At 61.5% G+C, this 22897-nt stretch carries 20 protein-coding genes; 9 read left to right on the forward strand and 11 right to left on the reverse strand.

Going from position 1 to position 22897, the window contains the following annotated elements; all coding sequences use genetic code 11:
- Positions 1-5 precede the first annotated feature (5 nt).
- Entirely contained in the window at positions 6-1388 is a 1383-nt protein-coding gene (locus tag QMX88_RS00210; protein WP_282365366.1) for a NorM family multidrug efflux MATE transporter, read from the forward strand.
- 180 nt (positions 1389-1568) lie between these two features.
- On the opposite strand, the gene QMX88_RS00215 is transcribed toward QMX88_RS00210, so the two are convergent.
- Entirely contained in the window at positions 1569-3239 is a 1671-nt protein-coding gene (locus tag QMX88_RS00215; protein ID WP_282365367.1) for a putative bifunctional diguanylate cyclase/phosphodiesterase, read from the reverse strand.
- Between the two features lie 201 nt (positions 3240-3440).
- On the opposite strand from QMX88_RS00215, the gene rep reads away from it, so the two are divergent.
- From rep to QMX88_RS00235, 4 genes are all read left to right on the forward strand, one after another.
- On the forward strand, positions 3441-5450 hold the full coding sequence (gene rep / locus QMX88_RS00220) for a DNA helicase Rep (protein WP_122534146.1): 2010 nt from the start codon (positions 3441-3443) through the stop codon (positions 5448-5450).
- A 39-nt stretch (positions 5451-5489) separates the two neighbouring features.
- Positions 5490-6059, forward strand: coding sequence for a xanthine phosphoribosyltransferase (locus tag QMX88_RS00225; protein ID WP_122534147.1), 570 nt, complete (start codon positions 5490-5492; stop codon positions 6057-6059).
- A 189-nt stretch (positions 6060-6248) separates the two neighbouring features.
- Entirely contained in the window at positions 6249-7133 is an 885-nt protein-coding gene (locus QMX88_RS00230) for an MBL fold metallo-hydrolase (protein WP_282365368.1), read from the forward strand.
- 83 nt (positions 7134-7216) lie between these two features.
- A complete protein-coding gene (locus tag QMX88_RS00235; protein ID WP_282365369.1) occupies positions 7217-8032 on the forward strand; it encodes a sulfite exporter TauE/SafE family protein in 816 nt (271 codons plus the stop codon).
- A gap of 34 nt (positions 8033-8066) precedes the next feature.
- Here the strand turns inward: QMX88_RS00235 and QMX88_RS00240 are convergent, their stop codons facing one another.
- From QMX88_RS00240 to dadA, 6 genes are all read right to left on the reverse strand, one after another.
- On the reverse strand, positions 8067-9989 hold the full coding sequence (locus tag QMX88_RS00240) for an acetyl-CoA hydrolase/transferase C-terminal domain-containing protein (protein WP_282365370.1): 1923 nt from the start codon (positions 9987-9989) through the stop codon (positions 8067-8069).
- Positions 9990-10095: 106 nt separating this feature from the next.
- A complete protein-coding gene (locus tag QMX88_RS00245) occupies positions 10096-10398 on the reverse strand; it encodes a DUF2845 domain-containing protein (RefSeq protein WP_282365371.1) in 303 nt (100 codons plus the stop codon).
- Between the two features lie 8 nt (positions 10399-10406).
- Entirely contained in the window at positions 10407-10955 is a 549-nt protein-coding gene (locus QMX88_RS00250; protein WP_037016647.1) for a cupin domain-containing protein, read from the reverse strand.
- A gap of 160 nt (positions 10956-11115) precedes the next feature.
- Positions 11116-12189, reverse strand: coding sequence for an alanine racemase (gene alr, locus QMX88_RS00255; RefSeq protein WP_282365372.1), 1074 nt, complete (start codon positions 12187-12189; stop codon positions 11116-11118).
- Between the two features lie 44 nt (positions 12190-12233).
- Entirely contained in the window at positions 12234-12587 is a 354-nt protein-coding gene (locus tag QMX88_RS00260) for a RidA family protein (protein WP_192171444.1), read from the reverse strand.
- Complete coding sequence (gene dadA, locus QMX88_RS00265; RefSeq protein ID WP_282365373.1) at positions 12559-13860, reverse strand: D-amino acid dehydrogenase; 1302 nt, start codon at positions 13858-13860, stop codon at positions 12559-12561. Before dadA ends, QMX88_RS00260 begins: the two co-directional genes overlap by 29 nt.
- A 154-nt stretch (positions 13861-14014) precedes the next feature.
- Between dadA and dadR the strand changes: the two genes are divergently transcribed.
- Positions 14015-14503, forward strand: a complete 489-nt coding sequence (dadR, locus tag QMX88_RS00270; protein ID WP_065988245.1) for a transcriptional regulator DadR — start codon at positions 14015-14017, stop codon at positions 14501-14503.
- A 34-nt stretch (positions 14504-14537) separates the two neighbouring features.
- On the opposite strand, the gene QMX88_RS00275 is transcribed toward dadR, so the two are convergent.
- Positions 14538-14891, reverse strand: a complete 354-nt coding sequence (locus tag QMX88_RS00275; RefSeq protein ID WP_192171446.1) for a YkgJ family cysteine cluster protein — start codon at positions 14889-14891, stop codon at positions 14538-14540.
- Positions 14892-15043: 152 nt separating this feature from the next.
- Here QMX88_RS00275 and QMX88_RS00280 point away from each other — a divergent pair, with 152 nt between their 5' ends.
- On the forward strand, positions 15044-16354 hold the full coding sequence (locus tag QMX88_RS00280) for an NAD(P)/FAD-dependent oxidoreductase (protein WP_282365374.1): 1311 nt from the start codon (positions 15044-15046) through the stop codon (positions 16352-16354).
- A gap of 38 nt (positions 16355-16392) precedes the next feature.
- On the opposite strand, the gene QMX88_RS00285 is transcribed toward QMX88_RS00280, so the two are convergent.
- Positions 16393-16626 (reverse strand): DUF1127 domain-containing protein, encoded by a 234-nt coding sequence (locus QMX88_RS00285; protein WP_282365375.1) that lies wholly within the window; start codon positions 16624-16626, stop codon positions 16393-16395.
- A 178-nt stretch (positions 16627-16804) separates the two neighbouring features.
- Between QMX88_RS00285 and QMX88_RS00290 the strand changes: the two genes are divergently transcribed.
- Entirely contained in the window at positions 16805-18232 is a 1428-nt protein-coding gene (locus QMX88_RS00290; protein ID WP_282365376.1) for an aminotransferase-like domain-containing protein, read from the forward strand.
- Between the two features lie 92 nt (positions 18233-18324).
- The gene (locus QMX88_RS00295) at positions 18325-19914 is read left to right on the forward strand and encodes a phospholipase D family protein (RefSeq protein ID WP_442969418.1); all 1590 of its coding nucleotides are present in this window, start codon (positions 18325-18327) and stop codon (positions 19912-19914) included.
- Here QMX88_RS00295 and QMX88_RS00300 read toward each other — a convergent pair.
- Positions 19911-21056, reverse strand: coding sequence for an MFS transporter (locus QMX88_RS00300; protein WP_282365377.1), 1146 nt, complete (start codon positions 21054-21056; stop codon positions 19911-19913). The two genes, QMX88_RS00295 and QMX88_RS00300, sit on opposite strands and share 4 nt — an antisense overlap.
- 108 nt (positions 21057-21164) lie before the next feature.
- Positions 21165-22658: an aldehyde dehydrogenase gene (locus tag QMX88_RS00305; RefSeq protein ID WP_282365378.1), complete on the reverse strand. Its 1494-nt coding sequence runs from the start codon at positions 22656-22658 to the stop codon at positions 21165-21167.
- Positions 22659-22897 lie beyond the last annotated feature (239 nt).

Below are 22897 nucleotides of genomic sequence, written 5' to 3' on the forward strand. Positions count from 1 at the left end.
AGACCATGCACCAGCACGCCTTCAAAGAACTGTGGATCATCCTGCGTCTGGCCGGGCCGCTGATTGCTTCGCAGATGGCGCACATGCTGATGGTATTCACCGACACTGTGATGATGGGCAAGCTGGGCCCGGAATCCCTGGCCGGTGGCGGGCTGGGCGCGGCGAGCTACAACTTCGTGTCGTTCTTCTGCGTGGGGGTCATGGCCGCCGTCGGCACGTTGGTCGCGATCCGCAAGGGCGCGAATGATCACGCCGGCGTCACCCGACTGACCCAGGCCGGTTTGTGGCTGGCGTGGGGCATGGCCTTGGTTGCTGCGCTTATCCTATGGAACCTCGAGCCGATCCTGCTGCAATTTGGTCAAGTCGAAGCCAACGTCCACATGGCCAGCGAATTTCTGATCACCTTGCCATTGGCGCTGCCCGGCCTGTTGAGCTTCATGGCGCTGCGCGGATTCACCAGTGCATTGGGGCGTGCGACCCCGGTAATGGTGATCAGTCTGGTAGGCGTGGCGCTGAACTTCGGACTCAACTACGCGTTTATCCACGGGCTGTTCGGCCTGCCGCACTGGGGCCTGATGGGCATCGGTCTGGTCACGGCCATCGTCACCAACGCCATGGCCCTGGCCCTCGCGCTGCACATTCGTTATCACAGCGCCTACGCGGCGTATCCCCTTCACAAAGAACTCATGAAACTCTCGCGCAGTTGCCTGAAAGAGCTGTGGCGTCTGGGCCTGCCCATCGGTGGCACGTATGCGGTGGAAGTCGGGCTGTTTACTTTTGCGGCGTTCTGCATGGGGGCCATGGGCAGCACCCAGATGGCGGCGCACCAGATCGCTCTGCAATCGGTGTCGATGGCGTTCATGGTCCCGGTCGGGATTTCCTACGCGGTGACCATGCGCATCGGTCTGCACTACGGGGCCGGAAACCTGCTGCTGGCGCGCACTGCCGGACGCATGGGGATTGGCTTCGGCGGGCTGCTGATGCTTTCGTTCGGCATTCTGTTCTGGGTTGCGCCCCACGCCGTCATCGGTTTGTTCGTGGACGTCAACGATCCGAAATACCAGGGCGTGGTCGAGCTGGCGGTGAGGCTGCTGGCCATCGCTGCCTGGTTCGAGATTCTCGACGGCACGCAGACCATCGCCATGGGCGCGATCCGGGGGTTCAAGGACGCAAAAACCACGTTCCTGATCGGACTGGCGAGCTATTGGGTGGTCGGCGCGCCGCTGGCCTGGGGCCTCGGATTTCTGGCGAACCAGGGCGCGGTGGGCGTGTGGTGGGGATTGGCGATCGGCCTGCTCTGCTCCGCGGTCGCACTGACCTGGGCATTCGAGCGCAAGACCGCGAGGCTGCTGCACAAGGAGGCGACGGGGGTTGTGGTGATGGGATAGGCCTCTGCGGGTATTCACAATCCGGGGCGGTCACAAACCCAACTGTAGGAGCAATCGGAGGTTACGACGGTCGCGAAGGCGGTGGGTCTGTGACATCCATGTCGGCTGACCCCATGCATTCGCGAGCAAGCTCACTCCTACAGAATCACTCCGAGGTGTGTTCAAAGAACGAGCCGCCGATCACTGGCTCTGCAGCGCAATACCTTTGCTCTGGCCCATCGCCAGATAATCCATCAGCTCCGGCAAGGCCAGCGGGTGACTGATCAAAAAACCCTGGGCCTGATCGCAGTTGAAGCTGCGCAGCAAGGCCAGTTGCTCAGGGGTTTCAACGCCTTCGGCCACCACTTCCAGGCTGAGGTTGTGGGCGAGGTTGATCATCGCGTGGACCAGCTTGCGGTTTTCCTCGCGCTGCTCCATTTCACCGACGAAGCTCTTGTCGATCTTCAGCAGTGTGATCGGCAAGCTGTTGAGGTGCACGAAGGACGAGAACCCGGTGCCGAAATCGTCCAGCGAGAAGCGCACACCCAGCCGTCCCAGCGCATCCATGGTCTGTTTGACCAAATCGCTGCGGCGCATGACGGCCGTCTCGGTCAATTCGAATTCCAGCCATTGCGCATCGATACCCCGATCAGCGATCAACCGGCTGAGTGTCGCGAGCAACTGGTTGTCCTGAAACTGGCGGAACGACAGGTTGATCGCCATGTGCAGCGGCGGCACGCCTTTCTCGCGCAGGGCCTGCATGTCGCGCAGGGCACGGGCAATCACCCAATAACCCAGCGGCACGATCAACCCGCTTTGCTCAGCCAGCGGCACGAACTCACTCGGCGGCAACAACCCACGCTCAGCGTGGCGCCAACGCACCAATGCCTCCAGCCCCAGAATGCGCCCGGTATTCAGGCACAGGCGTGGCTGGTAATGCAGCTCCAGCTCATCGCGACGCAAAGCACGGCGCAGTTCGCTTTCCAGATCGGCGAGGCTGCGCGCGTTGCGGTTGATGCGTTCGTTGAAGACGTGAAAGGTACAGCCCTGAGTGCCCTTGGCCTGCTGCATGGCGATGTGCGCGTGCCACATCAACGGATCGGCGCCGCCATTGAGGCGCGCATAGGCGATGCCAAGGCTGCAACCGATCAACAGGCTTTCCCCATCGACCCAATACGGTTCGGACAAGGCTTCGGTGATGCGCTCGGCGATGGATTCGGCGCGCTCGGGGGCGCGTCGTGTGTCGATCAGCAGGGCAAATTCATCGCTGCCCAGTCGCGCCAGTTGATCGCACGCCTCCAGCTGGCCTTTCAGCCGCGCCACCACTTGCAGGATCAGCCGATCGCCCGCCTGATGACCCAGCGCGTCATTGGCGCGCCGGAAGTTGTCCAGGTCCAGATGCCCCAGCGCCAGGCCGCGGCCGTCGAACTCGGCCAGTCGGGCGGCCAACAGGGTCTGAAAGCCCTGGCGGTTGGCGATGCCGGTAAGAGGGTCCTGCTCGGCGAGGCGATTGAGCGTGGTCTCCAGAACGCCCCGTTCGCGCACGTGGCGCAGACAGCGGCGCAGGGCCTGCGATGTGAGGGCGTCGCGCACCAGCCAGTCGCTGACACCAACGGGCTCTTCGTCCGGTTCGGTGTCGAAAAGCAATACAGTGGGCCAGTGGCATTGGCCGGCGGCGGGCTGAAGGGCTTCGGTGGTAAAGAGTATTCCGGAGGTGGAGAAGTCGGTTTGATTGCTGACAGCGTCCCAGCTCGGCGCGCAGTCAAGGACAGCGGCGTCTCCGAGCGGCGCCAGGCACTCGCGCAACGATGCCGGCCATTCGGGCGTGTCCGCCAGAAGCAGCAAGCGCAAGGGTTCGACAGGCGTAGACAAGCTAACTCCCCACACAAACGTAAAGACCTTGGCGCACCCCCGAATGAGGGTCGTCAAACGCGAGAATCATCCGCAATACGCAAATGTAACAAAACGGCGAAATATAGATAGCGCGGCGCATCACAGTGTCGGACGGTGGCTGCACAATCCGCTGACCCTGTTAAAATGCCCGCCCTTTTCCAGGCGACCCCATTTTTCCCCATGTCCCGACTCAATCCCCGGCAACAGGAAGCCGTGAACTACGTCGGCGGCCCTCTTTTGGTGCTCGCCGGCGCTGGCTCCGGCAAGACCAGCGTGATCACACGCAAGATTGCCCACCTCATCCAGAACTGCGGCATCCGTGCCCAGTACATCGTCGCCATGACCTTTACCAACAAGGCGGCGCGGGAGATGAAAGAGCGCGTCGGTACCCTTTTGCGCGCTGGCGAGGGGCGCGGCCTGACCGTCTCGACGTTCCACAACCTGGGCCTGAACATCATCCGCAAGGAACACGCCCGGTTGGGCTACAAGCCCGGATTCTCGATCTTTGACGAGACCGACGTCAAAGCGCTGATGACCGACATCATGCAAAAGGAATACTCGGGCGACGACGGCGTCGACGAGATCAAGAACATGATCGGCGCCTGGAAAAACGAATTGATCCTGCCGCCCGAAGCCCTCGCCAATTCGCGCAACCCCAAGGAGCAGACCGCCGCCATCGTCTACAGCCACTACCAGCGCACGCTGAAGGCGTACAACGCGGTGGATTTCGACGACCTGATTCTGCTGCCGGTGAAGCTGTTCGAGGAGCACGCCGACATTCTCGAAAAGTGGCAGCACAAGGTGCGCTACCTGCTCGTCGACGAATACCAGGACACCAACGCCAGCCAGTACCTGCTGGTGAAAATGCTCATCGGCACGCGCTGCCAGTTCACCGTTGTGGGTGACGACGACCAGTCGATCTACGCCTGGCGCGGTGCGCGGCCGGAAAACCTGATGCTGCTCAAGGACGATTACCCGTCGCTGAAAGTGGTGATGCTGGAGCAGAACTACCGCTCCACCAGCCGCATCTTGCGCTGCGCCAACGTGCTGATCGCCAATAATCCCCATGCGTTCGAGAAACAACTCTGGAGCGAGATGGGTCACGGCGATGAAATCCGCGTGATTCGCTGCAAGAACGAAGACGCCGAAGCCGAGCGCGTGGCCATCGAAATCCTCAGCCTGCACCTGCGCACCGACCGGCCGTACAGCGACTTCGCGATCCTCTATCGCGGTAACTATCAGGCCAAGCTGATCGAGCTGAAGCTGCAGCACCATCAGATTCCGTATCGGCTGTCCGGGGGCAACAGCTTCTTTGGGCGTCAGGAAGTGAAAGACCTGATGGCCTACTTCCGCTTGCTGGTGAACCCGGATGACGACAACGCCTTCCTGCGCGTGATCAACGTGCCGCGCCGGGAAATCGGCTCGACCACCCTTGAAAAGCTGGGCAACTACTCGACCGAGCGTAAGGTGTCGATGTACGCCGCCACCGACGAGATCGGCTTGGGCGAGCATCTGGACGCCCGCTTCACCGATCGCCTCAGACGCTTCAAGCACTGGATGGACGGCGTGCGCCAGCAATGCGCGACGCAGGACCCGATCGCCGCCTTGCGCAGCATGGTCATGGACATCGATTACGAAAACTGGATTCGTCAGAACAGCTCCAGCGACAAGGCCGCCGACTACCGCATGGGCAACGTGTGGTTCCTGATCGAGGCGCTGAAGAACACGCTGGAGAAAGACGAAGAAGGCGGCATGACCATCGAGGAGGCCATCGGCAAACTGGTTCTGCGTGACATGCTCGAACGTCAGCAGGAAGAGGAAGACGGTGCCGAAGGCGTGCAGATGATGACCCTGCACGCCTCCAAAGGGCTGGAGTTTCCGTACGTGTTCATCATGGGCATGGAAGAGGAAATCCTCCCGCACCGCTCCAGCATCGAGGCCGATACCATCGAAGAAGAACGCCGCCTGGCCTACGTGGGCATCACCCGCGCGCGGCAGACGCTGGCGTTCACCTTCGCCGCCAAACGCAAGCAGTACGGCGAAATCATCGATTGCCTGCCGAGCCGGTTCCTCGACGAACTGCCGCCGGACGATCTCGCCTGGGAAGGCAACGATGACACGCCCGTCGAAGTCAAAGCCGTACGCGGCAATACAGCCCTGGCGGACATACGCGCCATGCTGAAAAGATAACGTTCATTTCGCGCACATCGCGCTCTGAGGACCACCCACGTGGAAGCACTGCACAAGAAAATTCGCGAAGAAGGCATCGTGCTTTCCGATCAGGTATTGAAGGTCGACGCGTTTCTCAACCATCAGATCGACCCGGTGCTGATGCAGCAGATCGGTGACGAATTCGCCGCGCTGTTCGCAGGCTCCGGCATTACCAAGATCGTCACCATCGAGGCGTCAGGTATCGCCCCTGCAGTGATGACCGGTCTGAAGATGGGCATCCCAGTGATCTTCGCGCGCAAGCATCAGTCGCTGACCCTCACCGAGAACATGTTTTCCGCGTCGGTGTATTCGTTCACCAAGCAGACCGAAAGCACCATCGCCATTTCTACCCGTCACCTGAACAGCAGCGATCGGGTGTTGATCATCGACGACTTCCTCGCCAATGGTAAGGCGTCCCAGGCGCTGATCTCGATCATCAAGCAAGCGGGCGCAACCGTCGCCGGCCTGGGTATCGTGATCGAGAAGTCGTTCCAGGGCGGCCGCGCTGAACTGGACGGCCAGGGCTATCGTGTAGAGTCACTGGCGCGCGTACAGTCGTTGAAAGATGGCGTTGTGACGTTCGTCTGATCCGGATTCACCTTTGGGGTGCGCAGCGGACGCCGCGCTTTGAGCCAGCAAACGCGTAGCCCCGTGGGAGTGAGCTTGCTCACGAAAGCATACTTTCAGGCGCAGAGGTTACTGTGAATGTACCGGCCCCGTCGCGAGCAAGCTCGACTCCCACAGATTTCTTGCGGTCAGTAGAACAGGAGACACGTTATGGAAATTGGCGAAAAACTGAGCGTAGAGGCGTTCTTCGATCCGCAGACCTCGACCATCAGTTACCTGGTCGTTGACCGCTCTACGCGTCAGGCCGCGCTGATCGACAGCGTGCTGGATTACGACCCGAAATCCGGGCGCACCAGCACGCAGTCCGCCGACAAGCTGATCGAGAGGGTTCGCGAGCTGGGCGTGTCGGTGCAGTGGATTCTGGAAACCCACGTCCACGCCGATCACGTTTCGGCAGCGGCCTACCTGAAAGAACAGCTCGGCGGCACCGTCGCCATTGGCAGCCACATCACCCGCGTGCAGAAAGTCTTCGGCACGCTGTTCAACGCCAAAGGCGACTTTGCCCGCGACGGCAGCCAGTTCGACCGGTTGCTGGAAGATGACGCGCACTTTCAGATCGGCACGCTGCAGGCCAGAGCCATGCACACCCCTGGCCACACGCCGGCGTGCATGACGTACGTGATTGAAGCCGGCGATGAAGCCGTGGCGTTTGTCGGCGATACGCTGTTCATGCCCGACTACGGCACCGCCCGTTGCGACTTCCCCGGCGCCGATGCGCGCACGCTGTATCGCTCGGTCGGCCGAATTCTCGGCCTGCCGCCACAGACGCGTCTGTTCATGTGCCACGACTACCTGCCCAATGGCCGTGAGCTGATGTTCATGACCACCGTCGCCGAGCAACGCGCCAGCAACATCCATGTGCGCGAAGGCATCGACGAGGACGCTTTCGTCGAGATGCGCGAGAAGCGCGATGCCACCCTCGACATGCCGATGCTGATCCTGCCTTCGGTGCAGATCAACATGCGCGGCGGCAACCTGCCGGAAGCGGAGGACAACGGCGTGCGCTACCTGAAGGTCCCGATCAATGCGCTGTAAACCCTGCCGAGCGCGCTCATCAGGCGCGCTCACACCCTGAACAGCTACCTCCTGACAGCCCCCACGGAACTTGCTCACTTACGATGAATGAACACGAACTGATCGGAGCCGGCCTCGGTACGATCATTGGCGCGGTATTGGGATTGACGGGCGCCGGTGGCGGCATTCTTGCGGTGCCGCTGCTGGTTTTCGGGCTGGGCCTGACGATGATTGAAGCCGCGCCAGTGGGCCTCCTGGCGGTCGGACTGGCTTCGGCCGTCGGTGCAGCGCTTGGGCTGCGCCAGGGTATCGTCCGTTACCGTGCGGCCATTTTCATCGCAATCATTGGCATCGCGCTGTCACCGGTAGGGCTGTGGCTGGCGCACCAGCTGCCCAATGCGCCGCTGGCGTTGGGGTTTGCGCTGATTCTGTTTTATGTGTGCGGGCGGATCTACCGCAAAGCCGCTCACGAACTGCGCCACGGCAAACCGCCGGATCGTGGGGCATTCAGGCCCTGCGTAGTCAATCCGCTGGTGGGTCGGCTGCGCTGGACCCTGCCTTGCGCTCGGTCACTGGCGGCGACCGGCGCATTGGCCGGGCTGTTGTCAGGATTGCTCGGTGTGGGTGGCGGCTTCGTCATCGTGCCGGCATTGACCCGATACACCGACCTTGAGATGAAGAGCATCGTCGCCACGTCGCTGGCGGTGATCGCCCTGGTCTCGACCGGCAGCGTGATCACCGCCACCATCAGCGGCGCGATGCATTGGACTGTGGGACTGCCGTTCGCCGCAGGGGCCGTCGCCGGACTGGTAGTCGGCAGACAGGTCAGCCGTTACCTCGCCGGCCCGCGGTTGCAGCAGCTGTTTGCCGTTAGCGGCTTCTTTGCTGCCGTGCTACTGGTGATCAAAACCCTCGGCTGAACGGATGCCACAGTAAACGTGGGAAACATCGGGCCTAAGCCGTCGCCTGCAACCCCGCCAGCACCAGCCGCTGATACAGCTCTTCTCGCAACCCCTGCGGATGATCGAGGCCCATGCGCTGCAAGTGCTCCGGATAAGCGCTCGCGTCGGGGGCTTCCAGCGTGGCCTTGCCCAGCTCGATGATTTCCGTGAGCTTGAACTTGCTCTTCAACCAGTTCAACGCACGGAGCAGATCGCGCTCTTCAGCCGTGAAATCGCTGCCCAGCGGGTACTCGATGAACAGCGACGGGAACTGGTCGCGGATGTCCTTCAGCCGCTCGGGCGTATTCTGGCTGAACAGCGGATCAAGGCGGAAATCCTTCGGCAGCTTGCCGGCTTTTTGCGCCTGATCGATCAGGCCCGGCTGGAAGCGTGAATCGCTGATGTTGAGCAGCGCCTCGATCACCGCCGCGTCGGTTTTGCCGCGCAGGTCGGCGATGCCATATTCAGTGACGACGATATCGCGCAGATGCCTCGGGATCGTCGTGTGCGCATAGTCCCAGACAATATTGGAATTGACCTCCCCACCCGACTCACGCCAGCTGCGCAGAATCAGCACGGAACGCGCGCCGTCCAGCGCATGGCCCTGAGCGACGAAGTTGTACTGCCCGCCGACACCGCTGACCACCCGGCCATCGGCCAGTTGATCGGAGACCGCTGCGCCCAGCAACGTCACGGTGAAGCAACTGTTGATGAATCGCGCATCCCGCCGTTGCAGGCGCTTGAGCGTCTCGTCGCCGTATAGCTCGTTGATGTAACTGATCGCAGTCATGTTGACCTGCGCGATCTGCGCCGGCGTGAATTCCCGCAGCCGCTCGTAGAAGCTGCGCGGCCCGAGAAAGAAGCCGCCGTGAATCAACACGCCGTCGCTATAAATCGATTCGTCCAGAACCCCGTCGTTGGCCATTTGCTGCAGCTCGACGTCGGCGTAAACCTTGCGGCGGATGATCCCCGCGTCCAGCAGCACCAGCAGCCCGTTGACCAGCATTTCGCTGCAGCCATAAAGCCCGGTGGCGAAGGGCATCACCCCGCCTTGCGCCTCGATCAACGGCTTCCAGGTGGAAATGCCGTCCAACTCGGCCAGGCACGCGCGATAGGTTTCGTTATCGGCCTGGCGCGCAAGCAAGGCGGCGGTCAGGGCGTCGCCCATCGAACCGATGCCGATCTGCAGCGTACCGCCATCGCGCACCAGCGTGCTCGCGTACAAGCCGATGAAATGATCCTGAACACCGACCGGCATGTTCGGCGTCGAGAACAGCGTGCTGCGCTCTTCATGCTCGATCAGCAGGTCGAAGGTGTCGGCGCTGACCTCGGCACCGCCCTGCATGTAGGGCAGATCCGCGTGGACGTGGCCGAGTATCAGAATGCGCTCGCCCAACCCACGGCGTTTTTCCACCATGGGCAACAGGTCGAGGGTGATGTCGGGGTTGCAGCTCAGGCTGAGGTAATCGGGCCGTTGGGAGTCGCGGGCGATCAGTTGCGCGATCAGATTCAGACCATTGGCGTTGATGTCCCGCGCAGCGTGGCTGTAATTGCTGCTGACGTAATCCTGCTGCGCTTCGACACTGCCCAACAGGCTGCCGGGCTGCATGAAGAACTGCTGAACGTGAATGTTGGGCGGGAGGTCGTCCCGGCGCAGATCGGTGAGGAAATCCAGTTCAGGGTAATCGTCGAAGACGCGCTCCAGAAAGGGTTCGAGAAAACGTCCCTGCAAACCATCGCCGCCATCCGGTCGCCCGAGGCACAGCGCGGTGTAGATAGTCAGATGCCGATCGGGCAGCGATTTGATTCGGGCGTACAACGCGTTGGCGAAGCGATTGGGCTTGCCCAACCCCAGCGGCATACCCATATGGATGTGTGCCGGCAATTCAGCCAACACGTGATCGACAGCTTGCTCGATCGAGCAGGAATGCGGCATCCGGCCTCTCCTGATTTTGTTATTTGATAGCGGTTGGACCGGGCCTTCAGGGGATTTGCTGCACTGCGCGGCTTGCGCCCTTAAAAAACGACTGTCACGCGGCCACTCAATCCCGCTTCGTCTCGATTTCCACCAACTTGTCCTCGATGAACCGCAGGTGTTGTTTTGCGCCGTTGCGAGGGCCATACACCCATAAGCTGACTTTAGCAGTCCCGAGCTTCGGAACCCCGTTGCTCCGGAGGGCAGGCATTTGATCAACACTGCTGTCGGGCGCCCCGCACTTCTGGCGGACCACGTCGGCGGTGTCCCCCAGACTGATAAGCGCCGTGCCGCAGCGCATGGTCGCGCCAGCAGTATCGGCGAAGAGCAAGACGGCCAGGCCGAGGAAGATCAGTTTTCGGGTAATCATATCGCTGATCAGAAATTCGCCGGCGTGGCCGCGCTGATGAGTCGCGCAGGAACGTCGAACGGGTTGCGAAAGCGATGGGGTCGGGAGCTCTCGAAGTAGTAACTGTCGCCCTCTTCGAGCACGTAGGTGTCCAGACCGACCACCAGCTCAAGACGGCCCTCGACCAGAATCCCGGTCTCCTCGCCCTCGTGCACGAGCATCTCGACGCCAGTGTCGGCACCCGGCGGGTAGACTTCGGAAAGGAACGCAATGGCGCGGCTCGGATGGGATTTGCCGACCAGTTTCATGGTCACGGCACCGTCCGAGATATCGATCAGTTCGCTGGCTTTATAGACCACTTGGGTCGGATTTTCGGGTTCGAGCTCTTCGGAAAAGAACTCCACCATGGACATCGGTATGCCGCCCAGCACCTTGCGCAGGGAGCTGATCGAGGGGCTGACGCTGTTCTTCTCGATCATGGAGATGGTGCTGTTGGTCACGCCCGCTCGTTTGGCGAGTTCACGCTGGGACAGACCTTTGAGTTTACGAATGGATTGCAGTCGTTCACCGACGTCCAATGCGGGAGTCCTCCTGATGATCAAGTTGGGTCAAGTGGCCGCCATCATGGCAACAGCGTTCAGTATTTACAACACTTGAGCCCATGGCCGGATCAGCAAAGGGACTGGCGGCCGTGACTGGCCGCGAAGGAGTGGTTTGCAGGGGATTGGCGAGCGGCGATCAGGCCCCGGAATAGAGCCTTGGCACGCGTTTCAGATTGCACAGAATCTGGTACGGAATCATGCCCGCGCTGGACGCAAGGTCGCTGATGTGGATGTTCTTGCCCCACAGCTCGACGCGGCTGCCCAGCCCTGCGCCCGGCACGTCGGTGAGGTCGACACAGAGCATGTCCATCGACACACGCCCGAGCAACTGGCTGCGATGCCCGTCGACCATCATTGGGGTGCCGGTGGGCGCCTGCCGCGGATAGCCGTCGGCATAGCCCATCGCGACCACACCGATGCGCATGTTGCGCTCGGCGACGAATGTACCGCCGTAGCCCACTGGCTCACCGACGGGCAGGTCACGCACGCAGATGACGCGGGACTCCAGGGTCATGACCGGCTGCAAACGATCGGCGACCGATTGCGACTGATCAAACGGCGTCGCGCCGTAGAGCATGATGCCCGGACGCACCCAGTCACTCGGCACGCTGGGCCAGCCCATGACGGCTGGGGAATTGCGCAGGCTGAGTTCGGCGGTCAGACCGGCACGGGCCGATTGAAAAATGGCTACTTGCTCATCGGTGCGCGCGCTGTCGAGTTCGTCGGCGCGGGCGAAGTGGGTCATCAAGACAATCTTCGCGGCCTTGCCGCTGTTCAGCAGCCGCTGATGGGCCGCCTGAAAATCCGCCGGGTGAATGCCAACGCGGTGCATGCCCGAATCCATCTTCAGCCACACGTTCAGCGGCTTGCCGAGTGCGGTTTGCTCGATGGCATCGAGCTGCCAGAGGGAATGCACCACGCACCAGAAATCATGCTCGACGATCAGCGCCAGTTCGTCGGCCTCGAAAAAACCCTCCAGCAGCAGAATGGGTGCGTTGATCCCGGCCTGACGCAGCTCCAGCGCTTCTTCAATGCACGCCACGGCAAAGCCATCGGCCTCGGATTCCAGCGCCTGCGCAACCTGCACCGCGCCGTGGCCGTAGGCATCCGCCTTGATCACGGCAAGCGCCTTGGCGCCAGCGGTGTCGCGCGCCAGTTGGTAGTTGTGGCGCAAGGCCTGAAAGTCGATAAGGGCGCGGGCTGGACGCATGCTGGGGCTTCTTGTCGGTCAATAGATGGATATAAGTGGGTGAACTACGGCAGCGCCGCAACCACCGACAGTTCAACCAGAATCTCAGGCTCGCACAGCTTGGCTTCAACCGTTGCACGCGCAGGGGCAAGGCCCCTCGGCAGCCAGGTGTCCCAGACGCTGTTCATGCCGGCAAAGTGTGCATCGATGTCTTTCAGGTAGATCGTCACCGACAGAATGCGGGTCTTGTCGGTACCGGCCAGGTCCAGCAATCGCTCAATGTTGTGAAGCGTCTCGCGGGTCTGCTGCTCAATCCCCGCTGCCATGTCGTCGGCCACTTGCCCGGCAAGATAAACGGTGCCGTTATGGACGACCAACTGGCTCATGCGCTCATTGGTGAGCTGGCGCTGAATGGACATGTTTTGCGATCTCCTTGGAACTGCCGTAACGGGAAATATCGAGGCCTGCAGCGCTGATCTGCGGCGTTTTGCGCGCGATCAGGTCAGCCAGCAATCTGCCTGAACCGCAGGCCATCGTCCAACCCAACGTGCCGTGGCCGGTGTTGAGGAACAGATTGCGGTAAGGCGTTGCGCCGACGATAGGTGTTCCATCCGGCGTCGTCGGGCGCAGACCGGTCCAGAAGCTGGCCTGCTGCAGGTCGCCGCCGTGAGGATAGAGATCGTTGACGATCATCTCCAGGGTCTCGCGGCGACGAGGATTAAGCGACAGGTCGAAACCGGCGATCTCGGCCATGCCGCCCACACGAATGCGATTGTCGAAGCGGGTAATCGCGACCTTGTAGGTCTCGTCGAGAATGGTCGAAGTCGGCGCCATCGCCGGGTCGGTGATCGGCACCGTCAGCGAGTAGCCCTTGAGCGGATAAACCGGCGCCTTGATGCCAAGCGGCTTGAGCAGTTGCGGCGAGTAGCTGCCAAGCGCCAGCACGTAGCGGTCAGCGGTTTCGAGCGTGCCATTGATGCGCACGCCCTTGATGGTGTCGCCGGCGAAATCAATGGACTCGATGGACTGGCCGAAGCGGAACTCAACGCCCAGCTTCACGCACATTTCGGCCAGACGCGTGGTGAACAGCTGGCAGTCGCCGGTCTGATCGTTCGGAAGACGCAGTGCCCCACTGAGGATATTGCTGACGCTGGCTAGGGCCGGTTCAACCCGGGCAATGCCTTCACGGTCGAGTACTTCATAGGGCACGCCGGCCTGTTCGAGCACGGCGATGTCCTTGGCGGCGTTATCCAGTTGCTCCTGAGTGCGGAACAGCTGGGTGGTGCCGAGGCTGCGACCTTCGTAGGCAATGCCGGTCTCGGCACGCAGCTCATCGAGGCAGTCGCGGCTGTATTCGGAGAGGCGAACCATGCGCTCTTTGTTGACCGCATAACGGTTCTGGGTGCAGTTGCGCAGCATCTGCGCCATCCACAGGTATTGATCGACATCGGCCGTCGCCTTGATTGCCAGCGGCGCATGGCGCTGCAGCAACCATTTGAGGGCCTTGAGCGGCACACCCGGTGCCGCCCATGGGGAGGCGTAGCCCGGCGACACCTGCCCGGCGTTGGCGAAACTGGTTTCCATGGCCGCGGCCGGTTGACGGTCAACGACCGTCACCTCGAAGCCCGCACGCGCCAGGTAATACGCACTGGTGGTACCGATTACGCCACTTCCAAGGACCAGAACGCGCATGTTGATTCCCTCATCGCGGATATCCGCTGACGTTTTCAAGTTTTAAGCAAGGATGTGCGCAGTATAAAAAGGCGTGAGCAGTGCTTTTGACTATATAAACGCCTATATTCGGCATTTCTTCTCGGCAACCGACGCTTTGGCAGAGGGCTCTTCGATGCGTACCCAGCACCAGTCCAAACGCGAGCTGGACAAGATCGACCGCAATATCCTGCGCATCCTGCAAAACGACGGACGGATCTCCTTCACCGAACTGGGCGAACGCGTCGGCCTGTCTACCACGCCGTGTACGGAGCGGGTCCGGCGTCTGGAGCGTGAGGGCATCATCATGGGCTACAACGCCCGCCTCAATCCGCAGAACCTCAAAGCCAGCTTGTTGGTGTTTGTCGAGATCAGCCTTGACTACAAGTCCGGTGACACCTTTGAAGAATTCCGCCGCGCGGTGCTCAAACTGCCCCATGTGCTGGAATGCCATCTGGTGTCAGGGGATTTCGACTATCTGGTGAAAGCGCGGATTTCCGAGATGGCGTCGTACCGCAAGCTGCTGGGCGATATCCTGCTCAAGCTGCCCCACGTGCGGGAGTCCAAGAGCTACATCGTGATGGAAGAGGTGAAGGAGAGTTTGTGCCTGCCGATTCCGGAATAAGCATCCGAAACCGGCGCACCGCAAATGGCTTCGGCTAAACCAGGACCTGCCGCGTCGAGGCGATGAACTCATGCACCTGCTTCTCGGCGCGCGGGTGAATCAGGACCTCAGGGCGGCGACCGTTGGGGCATGGCAGGGTTTTTGTGGTGCCGAACAGGCGACAAATCAGCGGCCGCTCGTCATACACGGTGCAGCCGTGGGGCCCCAGGTGTACGCAGTTCAGCTCGTTGAACGCCGCTTCCTGCTCGGCTGGTGTCTTGCGCGGCAAGCGCGACATCTCTTCGGACGACGTGGTCACCGGCCCACAGCAATCGTGGCAACCCGGGACGCATTCGAACGACGGAATCTGCCGCCGCAGATCGCGGATTTTCTCGCTGTTGCAGCCCATCGCGGCAGTTTCCCCTGTGAAAGGTGCTGATTGTGCCCCAGCGCCTCCGGGACTTACACCCGGATGATCATGCACTGGCATTTCTTGCCCGGATTCATTCACCCCGCTACCCTCCGTAAAATTTTCCAAACAGTGTTCTCGGGATATTCAACATGAATGCTCGGTCTCCCCAGCCCGGATTGTCTGATCACGCGGCCTCTTACTACGCCGCCACCCGCCATGCTCAGCCTGACCACCCTGCCCTGCACGGCGAGATCAAAACCGACGTCTGCATCATCGGCGGCGGGTTTTCCGGGCTGAACACGGCGATCGAGCTGGCTGAACGCGGCTTGAAGGTGGTGCTGCTGGAAGCACACAAGATCGGCTGGGGCGCGAGCGGTCGTAATGGCGGGCAGTTAATCCGCGGCGTCGGCCACGATGTGGACCAGTTCAGCAATGTCATCGGCGAGGACGGCGTGCGCCAGCTCAAGCTGATGGGCCTCGAAGCGGTGGAAATCGTCCGCGAGCGCGTCAGCAAATACCAGATCGACTGCGACCTGACCTGGGGCTACTGCGATCTGGCAAACAAGCCCAAGGAGTTCGAGGGCTTTGCCAAAGACGCAGAAGAGCTGCGCAGCCTGGGTTACCGACACCCGCTGGAATTGATTGAAGCGGGCAACCTCAGCAGCGTCATCGGCTCACCCAACTATGCCGGCGCGATGCTGGACATGGGCTCGGGCCATCTGCATCCGCTGAACCTGGCGCTGGCAGAAGCCGCCATCGCTCAGTCACTGGGCGTGCAGGTGTTCGAACACTCGGCAGCGACGCGGCTGGAATATGGGACAGAGGTCAACATTCATACAGCTCAAGGGCGGGTGCGCGCCAGCACGCTGGTGCTGGGCTGCAATGCGTATCTCAACGAGCTCGATGGGGAGTTGAGCGGCAAGGTCTTGCCCGCCGGCAGTTACGTCATCGCCACCGAGCCGCTGAGCGAAGAGCTCGCCAGCCAGCTGATTCCGCGCAATACCGCGATGTGCGATCAGCGGGTGGCGGTGGATTATTTTCGCCTGTCGGCGGATCGGCGCCTGTTGTTCGGCGGCGCCTGTCACTATTCAGGCCGCGACCCGAGCGATATTGCCGCGTACATGCAGCCGAAGATGCTCAAGGTGTTCCCTCAGCTCAAAGACGTGAAGATCGATTTTCAGTGGGGCGGGATGATCGGCATCGGCGCCAACCGCTTGCCGCAGATCGGACGACTGCACACGCATCCAAACGTGTTCTACGCACAGGCGTATGCGGGACACGGGCTGAACGCGACGCATCTGGCGGGCAAGTTACTGGCTGAGGCCATCAGCGGCCAACACAGCGGCGGGTTTGAGCTCTTTGCCAAAGTCCCTCACATCACCTTCCCAGGCGGCAAACATTTGCGTTCGCCGCTGTTGGCGCTTGGGATGTTGTGGCACCGCTTCAAAGAGCTGGTGTAACGAAACTCGCCGCTGTGAGGCTGACTGCGTCACAGCCCTCATTCGCGCCAGAACGGCTTGAGCCCTTCACGGCGCGCCTGCTCGCTGCTCAAGCCAATATCCTTCAACTGCTCGTCAGTCAGTTTCAACAACGCGCGCCGACTGGCCAGGCGATGCTGAAACAGCCCCCACATCCCTAATCCTTCCGGCGCACTAATGCGCGAGCTCCCGTCCTGCTCCCGGACCAGCTCACCGGCATACAGCGTTAACCGAACATCACTTATTCCGCTCATTTCCAGACACCTCAGGGTGGGTTTCGAGTGGATTCATGATGTGTCTGTATGGAAAACCATTACAGATCCAAAGAATTATTATTCTTTGCATACAGATCGGTTTCCTCTCGCGTTGAATGCTGTATTTTCCCAACATCTGTATCGGTCTACCAATCGCATCACCTTGTGGGAGTACGCCATGACCCTCTACGTCAACCTCGCCGAATTGCTCGGCACGCGCATCGAAAACGGCTTTTATCGCCCCGGCGACCGGCTGCCTTCGGTGCGTGCGTTGAGTCTTGAGCACGGCGTCAGCCTGAGCACCGTGCAGCAGGCGTATCGATTGCTGGAAGACAACGGGCTCGCGCTGCCACGGCCCAAGTCCGGGTATTTCGTGCCGGCTGGCCGCAAGACGCCCGCCCTGCCTGCGATAGGCCGCCCCGCCCAGCGCCCGGTGGAAATCTCTCAGTGGGATCAAGTGCTGGAACTGGCACGAGCCGCACCCAGCCCTGACGTGGTTCAGCTGGGTCGCGGCATGCCCGACGTCACCAGCCCGACCTTGCGGCCACTGACCCAGGCGCTGGGCAGGATCAGCCGTCGCTCGGACATGCCCGGGCTGTATTACGACAATATCCACGGCCGGCGTTGCCTGAGGGAACAAGTCGCGCGGCTGCTGCTGGATTCCGGCACCAACATCGATCCGGACGATCTGGTGATCACCACTGGCGCCCAAGAGGCGCTGGCCATCTGTATCCGTTCGGTGTGCCAGCCGGGCGACATCGTCGCAGTCGACTCGCCCAGCTTTCACGGCGCCATGCAGGCGCTCAAGGGGCTGGGCATGAAAGCCCTGGAAATCCCCACCGACCCGCTCACCGGCATCAGCCTCGACGCATTGGAGTTGGCGCTGGAACAGTGGCCGATCAAGGCCATACAGCTGACGCCGAGCTGCAACAACCCGCTGGGCTACATCATGCCGGAGGACCGTAAACGCGCACTGCTGACCCTGGCGCAACGCTTCGATGTGGCGATCATCGAAGACGATGTGTATGGCGATTTGGCCTACACCTACCCTCGCCCGCGCACGATCAAATCCTTCGACGAAGACGGCCGCGTCCTGCTCTGCAGCTCGTTTTCCAAGACCTTGGCGCCGGGCCTGCGCGTCGGTTGGGTCGCGCCCGGCCGATACCTTGATCGCGCGCTGCACATGAAATACATCAGCACCGGTTCCACTTCGACTCAGCCACAACTGGCGATTTCCGATTTTCTCAAGGCCGGGCACTACGAGCCGCACATGCGCCGGATGCGCGGCCAGTACCAGCGCAGTCGCGACCTGATGACCGGCTGGGTCACGCGTTACTTCCCGGAAGGCACCCGCGTGAGTCGTCCCCAGGGCGGGTTCATGCTGTGGATCGAGCTGCCGGAAGACTTCGACTCGTTGCGCCTGAACCGCGCGCTGCAGGGGCAAGGCGTACAGATTGCCGTCGGCAGCATCTTTTCAGCGTCCGGCAAATACAGAAATTGCCTGCGCATGAACTTTGCCGCCAAGCCGACCGCGCAAATCGAGGAAGCGGTGCGCAAGGTCGGCGCTGCCACGGCGCTGCTCATGCAGCGGACCGACCCTGCATGACCTTTGCAGCTAAACCTTTTGAAGCTTTTAACCTTTTGCGGCTTTTAACCTTTAGGAGAAAGCGCGGTCATATCGCCATGACTGATTTTCGGATGACCGCGTTGACGAACTTACGGGCGGTGCCCCTCCTCCTGGCTCTCGCCCTCGGCCTCAGCGGTTGTGCGCACACGCCCGCTCCTGACGGACCGAGTCAGGCGCTGCCGGCGGCGCAGTCTTCATTCGGCCGCTCGATCATGGCCCAGGCGGCGCCTCACGAGGGCCGTTCGGGCTTCCGCCTGCTGCCCAACAGTACCGAAGCCTTCATGGCCCGCGCCGAGCTGATTCGCAACGCCAAAACCAGCCTGGACCTGCAGTACTACATCGTTCACGACGGCCTGAGCACTCGGGCGCTGGTTGACGAACTGCTCAAAGCTGCCGATCGCGGCGTTCGCGTGCGCATCCTGCTGGACGACACCACCAGCGACGGGCTGGATGAAGTCATCGCCACACTCGCTGCGCACCCGAATATTCAGATTCGCCTGTTCAATCCGCTCAATCTGGGCCGCAGCATGGGCGCCACCCGTAACCTGGGCCGGCTGTTCAATCTGTCCCAGCAGCATCGCCGCATGCACAACAAGTTGTGGCTGGCCGACGGCGCCGTGGCCATCGTCGGCGGGCGCAATCTGGGTGACGAGTATTTCGACGCCGAACCCAATCTAAATTTCACCGACATCGACATGCTCAGCGTGGGCCCGGTGGCGGAACAGCTGGGTCACAGCTTCGATCAGTACTGGAACAGCGCGCTCAGCAAGCCGATCAACGACTTCCTCTACTGGCCACCCGATCGTAAGGATCTGACCAAAGCGCGCGCTCTGCTGGCCGAGTCGCTGGATCAGGCCCACGTTGAGAAGAAGGCCCTGTATGAACGGCTGATGGACTATCGGACTCACCCGCGCATGAAGACTTGGCTCAATGAGCTGATCTGGGCGCACAACCAGGCGTTGTGGGACGCGCCGACCAAGGTGCTGTCACGGGGGGAGCCCGACCCGCATCTGCTGCTGGCGACTCAATTGAGTCCTGATCTGGGCAGCGTGCACAAGGAACTGATGCTGATCTCAGCCTACTTCGTGCCTGGGCAGGAAGGCTTGGTGTACCTGACCGGACTCTCGGACAAAGGCGTGTCGGTGAACCTGCTGACGAATTCGCTGGAGGCCACCGACGTGCCGGCGGTACACGGCGGTTACGCGCCCTACCGCCGGGCACTGCTGGAGCACGGCGTGAAGCTGTTCGAACTGCGCCGCCAGCCAGGCGATCCGAGCAACGCCAAGGGCAGCGGACCTGCATTTCTGCACACAAACCTGATCAAGGGCGGCTCGGAATCGAGCCTGCACAGCAAGGCGATGATCTTTGATCGGCAGAAGATGTTCGTGGGTTCGTTCAATTTCGACCCACGGTCAGTGCTGTGGAACACCGAAGTCGGCGTGCTGGTCGACAGCCCCGAGCTGACCGAATACCTGCGCGAGCTGGCGCTTCAGGGTATGGCGCCGGCCATCAGCTATCAGGTCAAGCTGGAAAACAACCGGCTGGTGTGGGTGACCGAGGACAACGGCAAAATCCACACGCTGTCCAAAGAGCCTGGCGACTGGTGGCGCCGGATGAACGCCTGGTTCAGCACGGCGGTCGGCCTGGAAAAGATGCTTTAAGCCGCCACCGCCTGCGCTCCAAAGGCCTTGGGGCGCTGGGACAGGATGACCAACCCCAGCGCCCCCGCCGCCATCAGCAACGGCAGCGCCTGACCGCTGACCCACTGGCTGCCAGCGCCTGCCGCCAAGGGGCCGAGCAGGCAACCGATCCCCCACAGCTGGGCGACGTGGGCATTGGCGCGCACCAAAGCGTCATCGCGGTAGCGCTCGCCAATCAAAATCAGCGACAGCGTGAACAACCCGCCCGCACTGGCGCCGAACAGTACCCACAGCGGCCAGATGGCGATTGTGTCGACCAGCAGCGGGATCGCCAGGCTCGACACCATCAGCACCAGCGCACACCCGGAAAACAGCCGCCGACGCGAGACCCTGTCGGCCAGCGCACCAATCGGCAGTTGCAGAAGCGCATCACCCACCACCACAGTGCTGACCATTGCCAAGGCGATTTCAGGCGTGAAGCCTTGCTGCAGGCAATACACCGGCAGCAGGGTCAGAATCATCGCTTCAAACCCGGCGAATAAAGCGATGGCCCACGCAATGGCCGGCAAACTCCGACAGAAGCCGCCGAGATCGCGCAGCGTCACATGGCTGGATTCCGCGCTCGGCGCGCCTGTTCTGCCCAGCAATAGAAACGGCGATACCGCCAGCAACAGGGTCCCGACCCAGAGCCCGTAATCTGCTTCCGTGCCAATGAAACCCAGCAGCACCGGCCCGCCCAGCTGACTCAATGCGTAGGAACTGCCGTACAGCGCCACCAGCTTGCCGCGCAGCCGTTCGATCACCAACTGGTTGATCCAGCTCTCGCCGAGCACGAAGACGATGGTCAGGATCGTCCCGAGCATCAGCCTCAATACCAGCCAGATCCAGTAATTGGGCAGTAACGCCAGTAAACCCACTGAAAATGACCCGGCCCACAGGCACAGCCGCATCAGGTTGGCGGTGCCGAGTCTTGAAGCGAGCCGGCTGGCAAGGCTGGCACCCAGCAGCACGCCAATGGCCGGCATCGCAGCCATGACGCCAATGGCAAACGCACCGTAACCCCAGGCCTCCAGCCGCAGGGACACCAGCGGCATGCTCACGCCCAGCGCCAGACCGACGCTCAATACCGACGCCAGCACAGCGAAATAAGTACCCCAACGCATCACCACGCTCCTGTGGCTCAAAAGGACGAAACAAAACAGCCGGGCTTTGATGAAAGCCCGGCTGCGTTGGTTTTTACAGCGACTGAGTGTTGAAGCGCGCGCGGCCTCTTACAGCTTGATCCAGGTCGCTTTCAGCTCGGTGTATTTATCGAACGCGTGCAGCGACTTGTCTCGCCCGTTGCCGGACTGCTTAAAGCCACCAAACGGCGCAGTCATGTCGCCGCCATCGTACTGATTGACCCACACGCTGCCAGCGCGCAACGCCTTCGCGGTCAGATGCGCCTTGGACAAGTCAGCCGTCCACACCGCCGCGGCCAGGCCGTAAGGCGTGTCGTTGGCAATCTGAATGGCTTCTTCAGCGGTATCGAAGGTCAGCACAGAGAGCACTGGCCCGAAGATCTCTTCCTGAGCGATCTTCATCGCGTTGGTCACGCCGTCGAAGATCGTCGGCTCAACGTAGGTCCCGCCTGTCTCTTGAAGAATGCGCTTGCCGCCGACGACCAGCTTGGCGCCGTCGGTGTGGCCGGCTTCGATGTACGACAGTACGGTGTTCATCTGCTGGGTATCGACCAGCGCGCCAACGGTGGTTGCCGGATCAAGCGGGTTGCCCGGCTTCCAGGCTTTCAGCGCTTCGATCACCATCGGCAGGAATTTGTCCTTGATCGAGCGCTCGACCAACAGACGGGAGCCGGCCGTGCAGACTTCGCCCTGATTGAAGGCGATGGCGCTGGCCGCAGATTCCGCCGCAGCCTGCAGATCTGGCGCGTCGGCGAAGACGATGTTCGGGCTCTTGCCGCCGGCTTCCAGCCAGACGCGCTTCATGTTCGATTCGCCGGAGTAGATCAGCAACTGCTTGGCAATCTTCGTCGAACCGGTGAACACAGCCGTGTCGACGTCCATGTGCAGCGCCAGCGCTTTACCGACGGTGTGGCCGTAACCCGGCAGCACGTTCAGCACGCCAGCCGGAATACCGGCTTCGATGGCGAGCTGGGCGACGCGGATCGCGGTCAGCGGGGATTTTTCCGACGGTTTGAGGATCACCGAGTTGCCGCTCGACAGCGCAGGGCCCAGCTTCCAGGACGCCATCAACAGCGGGAAATTCCACGGCACGATGGCCGCCACTACGCCAATTGGTTCACGAGTCACCAAGCCCAATTGATCGTGCGGGGTCGGCGCCACTTCGTCGTACAGCTTGTCGATGGCCTCGCCGCTCCAGCTCAACGCCTGGGCGGAGCCGGGAATGTCGATGCCATAGGAGTCGCTGATCGGCTTGCCCATGTCGAGGGTTTCGAGCAGCGCCAGCTCTTCGACGTTCTCGTTGATCAGCTCGGCCAGACGAAGCATGGCTGCCTTGCGCTTGGCCGGCGCCAATCGCGACCAGACGCCGGAATTGAACGTAGCCCGGGCGTTTTCAACGGCGCGTTGCGCGTCGGCGGCGTCACAGCTGGCGACGTGGGCGAGGAAGCGGCCATCAACCGGACTGATGCAGTCGAACGTCGAGCCGGATGCGGCGTCTGTGTATTCACCGTTGATGAAAGCACGGCCTTCGATTTTCAGATCCTGGGCGCGTTGTTCCCAGTCAGCATGAGTCAGGGTGGTCATGAAACGTCCTCCTCTTATGAAATAGGCACGTCTTCGCACTCGAATCGGGCTTCAGGGCAGGGCCTGACGCGTCATCGGATCGGCCGAAGGCATTCGCCACCCTAAACCAGCATTGGACGGATTTCCAATATATTGGACAGAAGCGGGCTAGTTCTGGCCGGATCGTGCATTTTATTCAACAGCTGTTCGGGCTCGCTTGTGCTTTCCATCCGGCCCTCGGCAAGCAACAATCACGCAGC

The organism is Pseudomonas sp. PS02290 (genome assembly GCF_029960075.1).
Classification (GTDB): Bacteria; Pseudomonadota; Gammaproteobacteria; order Pseudomonadales; family Pseudomonadaceae; genus Aquipseudomonas.

What these genes read in the sequence shown, in the direction of transcription:
- QMX88_RS00230 (WP_282365368.1), top strand. Translation starts at nt 6,249, where the DNA reads ATGGAAATTGGCGAAAAACTGAGCGTAGAGGCGTTCTTCGATCCGCAG.
- QMX88_RS00295 (WP_442969418.1), top strand. Translation starts at nt 18,325, where the DNA reads ATGACCGCGTTGACGAACTTACGGGCGGTGCCCCTCCTCCTGGCTCTC.
- QMX88_RS00305 (WP_282365378.1), bottom strand. Translation starts at nt 22,658, where the DNA reads ATGACCACCCTGACTCATGCTGACTGGGAACAACGCGCCCAGGATCTG.
- QMX88_RS00260 (WP_192171444.1), bottom strand. Translation starts at nt 12,587, where the DNA reads ATGTCCATTCAGCGCCAGCTCACCAATGAGCGCATGAGCCAGTTGGTC.
- QMX88_RS00240 (WP_282365370.1), bottom strand. Translation starts at nt 9,989, where the DNA reads ATGCCGCATTCCTGCTCGATCGAGCAAGCTGTCGATCACGTGTTGGCT.
- dadA (WP_282365373.1), bottom strand. Translation starts at nt 13,860, where the DNA reads ATGCGCGTTCTGGTCCTTGGAAGTGGCGTAATCGGTACCACCAGTGCG.
- alr (WP_282365372.1), bottom strand. Translation starts at nt 12,189, where the DNA reads ATGCGTCCAGCCCGCGCCCTTATCGACTTTCAGGCCTTGCGCCACAAC.
- QMX88_RS00280 (WP_282365374.1), top strand. Translation starts at nt 15,044, where the DNA reads ATGAATGCTCGGTCTCCCCAGCCCGGATTGTCTGATCACGCGGCCTCT.
- QMX88_RS00275 (WP_192171446.1), bottom strand. Translation starts at nt 14,891, where the DNA reads ATGGGCTGCAACAGCGAGAAAATCCGCGATCTGCGGCGGCAGATTCCG.
- rep (WP_122534146.1), top strand. Translation starts at nt 3,441, where the DNA reads ATGTCCCGACTCAATCCCCGGCAACAGGAAGCCGTGAACTACGTCGGC.
- QMX88_RS00285 (WP_282365375.1), bottom strand. Translation starts at nt 16,626, where the DNA reads ATGAGCGGAATAAGTGATGTTCGGTTAACGCTGTATGCCGGTGAGCTG.
- QMX88_RS00210 (WP_282365366.1), top strand. Translation starts at nt 6, where the DNA reads ATGCACCAGCACGCCTTCAAAGAACTGTGGATCATCCTGCGTCTGGCC.
- QMX88_RS00300 (WP_282365377.1), bottom strand. Translation starts at nt 21,056, where the DNA reads ATGCGTTGGGGTACTTATTTCGCTGTGCTGGCGTCGGTATTGAGCGTC.
- QMX88_RS00245 (WP_282365371.1), bottom strand. Translation starts at nt 10,398, where the DNA reads ATGATTACCCGAAAACTGATCTTCCTCGGCCTGGCCGTCTTGCTCTTC.
- QMX88_RS00235 (WP_282365369.1), top strand. Translation starts at nt 7,217, where the DNA reads ATGAATGAACACGAACTGATCGGAGCCGGCCTCGGTACGATCATTGGC.
- dadR (WP_065988245.1), top strand. Translation starts at nt 14,015, where the DNA reads ATGCGTACCCAGCACCAGTCCAAACGCGAGCTGGACAAGATCGACCGC.
- QMX88_RS00290 (WP_282365376.1), top strand. Translation starts at nt 16,805, where the DNA reads ATGACCCTCTACGTCAACCTCGCCGAATTGCTCGGCACGCGCATCGAA.